This window comes from Pseudonocardia sp. Ae331_Ps2 (assembly GCF_001932405.1).
Classification (GTDB): Bacteria; Actinomycetota; Actinomycetes; order Mycobacteriales; family Pseudonocardiaceae; genus Pseudonocardia.
Window position 1 is genome coordinate 1 of record NZ_MCIM01000015.1, and the last position, 2568, is coordinate 2568.

The following is a 2568-nucleotide window of genomic DNA, read 5'->3' on the forward strand; positions in this document are numbered from 1 at the left end:
GGCGGCAGGATCCAGCGCGGCTGCCAGCCTTGCTTGAACTTGCTGTTGAGGGCGGGCAGGGCGAGGTGGCGCAGGGCGTTGACCACGGCGCGTTCGTCGGGGATCACGTCCCGGCCGCCGGGCTCGTCCTCGTCGGCGGCGGCGGGTGCGACCCAGGTGGGTGGCTCGGTGCGGGCGTGGCCGAGCGCCCACAACCCGGCCACCAGCCCGGTCAGGGCGAGCGTGCCCAGGGCGGTGGCGTAGACGGTTACGAAGGTGACGGTCCAGGCGACCGCGTCGATCACGGCGACGACCGGCCCGATGACCTGGGTGATGTCTCGGGAGGCGAGGGCGAGGACGACCCCGAGGCCGACCAGCAGGCCGATCACACCCAGAACCGCGGTCCCGGCGGCTTTGAGCCAGGCGAGTGGCGCGGTGATCCAGTCCATGACCCGCCCATGCCGGCGGGCCTTCTCGGCGGTGTCGCGGGCCTCCCATTCCAGCAAGCGGTCCTGGTCGCAGGCGGCTTCCGCGGCCCGCATCTGGCGTTCGTAGCGGGTGGTGCCGTGGGTGTCGCGCCACCGGTTCACGAGGACACCAGCCCCGGACAGCACGTAGAAGCTGTGTCTGACCAGCGCCTTCGATGTCGATACCGCTGTCGTCGAGGTGGCGACGGCGACGGTGTGACGGTGTGCCGTCGTGACGTCGCAGCGGTAGAGCTCCCGCCGCGACCGGACGAGGGCCCCGGGGTCGGCGTCAGTAGAAGTACTGACGACCTCGCCGTCGATGACCTCGCCCTCGACCACGACCGGCCGGTCGGTGCCGGTGTCGGTGCTGGTGGTGTCGGTGCTGGTGGTGTTGGTGTGGTGGTGCAGGGTGATGACCGGCGCCAGCGCGTCGTCTCTGTCGTGGTGGGTCGGGCTGGCGCCACCAGATCCTTGACCGTCGTCGTGGTTCATCGCTGGCCTCCGCCGTTTTCGTCGCGGTGTTCGTCGCGGTGTTCGTTGCGGAGGTGGCGGGCGCGTGCGGCGGAGCAGCGCAGCACCCGGCGGATGGATTCGGCCGAGGTCGGGTCGACCCGGCCGTGGCCGACGGCTGCCCGGAGCTGACGACGAAGATCGTTCAGGGACCGTGGAGTCGAGGCGGTTTCATGATCATGGTCGGGGTCGACTCCGGCCCTCGACGATGATCTTGGCGGCCTCGACTGTTGCTGGTCAGGCCTCGACTCCCCACCCGACTCCCGGCCCGATTCCTCGGTGGGTGGGTCGAGGAGGTCGACGCCGCCGCCAAGATCATCGTCGAGGTGGGAGTCGACCCACGGGTCGACCCGTGAGGGGAGGTCGGGGTCGGTCCACGGGTCGTAGAGGTGGCCGTGGGTGAGCGCGTCCAGGGCCGCATCCCAATCGGCATCCCAGTCACCGTCCCCGTCGCTGTCCTGGCCTTCGGCGGCTGCGGTCGCGGTCGCGGTCATCGGGCCGGTCGGGGCGAGGGCGCGTCGGGCGATTCGGTAGGTGCCGGGCCGGTAGGCCAGTTCAGCGGTGCCGTCCGGGCCGATGACCGCGGTGGCGTCGGCGACGGCGAGGCGGCGGGCGCGGTCGGTCTTCACCTCGACGAGTCGCTCCAAGCGCGCGGCCTGGCGCTGGGCTCGTCGTTCGGTCCGGGACCGGGGTGTCCCGGCCAAGGTGAGCTGGTGGGCGAGGACTCCGGCGATGGACACGACCGCCATCACCAGTGCGGCGGTGGGGCCCTGGTGGAGGCCGTGGGCCAGATTCATCCCGGCAGCGACGAGGGCGAACACGACGACCCCGGCCTGCAACCCGACGACCGACCGGTGCGGGGCCTGGTGGCGGGCGGCGACCACTGCGAGGGCGAAGGCCCACATGCCGAGTTCGGTGATCCCGGCCAGCAGCACACCGAGTGGGCCGTAGAGAGTGGCGCCGTAGGCGGCCATCGCGGGTGCGGCCAGAGCGAAGGACAGGAGCGCGATCGGGTAGATCAGTAGTTCCACGACGTGGGTGGATGCCCAGGTCAAAGCCTTCGCTCGGCGGGCAGCCCGGGCTTGGGTGCGTGCTGCGGCCCGTTCGACGCGGCGCTGGTCGGCGTGGTCGCGGTCGGCGCGGGCCTTGTCCCCGCGGGCGGTCTCGACCTCGATACGACGCCGGGCGGCGGCGTCGGCATCCTCACGAGCGAGACGCGCCTCCAGGGCGCGGGTCTCCCGACGTTCCGCAGCACGGGTGGAGGCCCACGAGTGCGGGGAAGAGTTCGTGGTGGTCATGCCCCGGCCCTCCCTGCACCTGTCTGACCGGCGGAAACCGGCGCAGGGGGCGGCTCAGTGGCCGCTGAGCGGGTCGCTGTCGACGGCAGGTCGGCGGCCCTGTTCGAGGCTGGTGCGGCGCGGTGGGCGCGCCGCAGGCGCACCTCGACCGACGCCCACCACACCGTCGCGAGGACGGTCGGGATGGTGAACCACCAGGTCAGACACATGGTCGCGGCGCCGAGACCGCCGACGATGGTGATCTCGGCGGCCCGGTCGGCCAGGCCCCGGGCTGTGGTGCGGAGTAGGGCGTTCATGCCGCCTCACCACCCGCG

Annotated in this window: 1 protein-coding gene and 1 pseudogene; both read right to left on the minus strand. The window is 72.1% G+C overall.

The annotated features are described in order from the left end of the window. A pseudogene (locus Ae331Ps2_RS30060) lies at nt 1–938 on the minus strand (hypothetical protein); the annotation flags it as partial. After that, nucleotides 935–2254, minus strand: a complete 1320-nt coding sequence (locus Ae331Ps2_RS30065; RefSeq protein ID WP_075313552.1) for a hypothetical protein — start codon at nt 2252–2254, stop codon at nt 935–937. The gene Ae331Ps2_RS30065 and the pseudogene Ae331Ps2_RS30060, both read right to left, overlap by 4 nt. Between the last annotated feature and the right edge of the window lie 314 nt (nt 2255–2568).

Excerpts from the sequence above, each read along its gene's own strand:
- Ae331Ps2_RS30065 (WP_075313552.1), bottom strand. The coding sequence starts at position 2,254 with ATGACCACCACGAACTCTTCCCCGCACTCGTGGGCCTCCACCCGTGCT.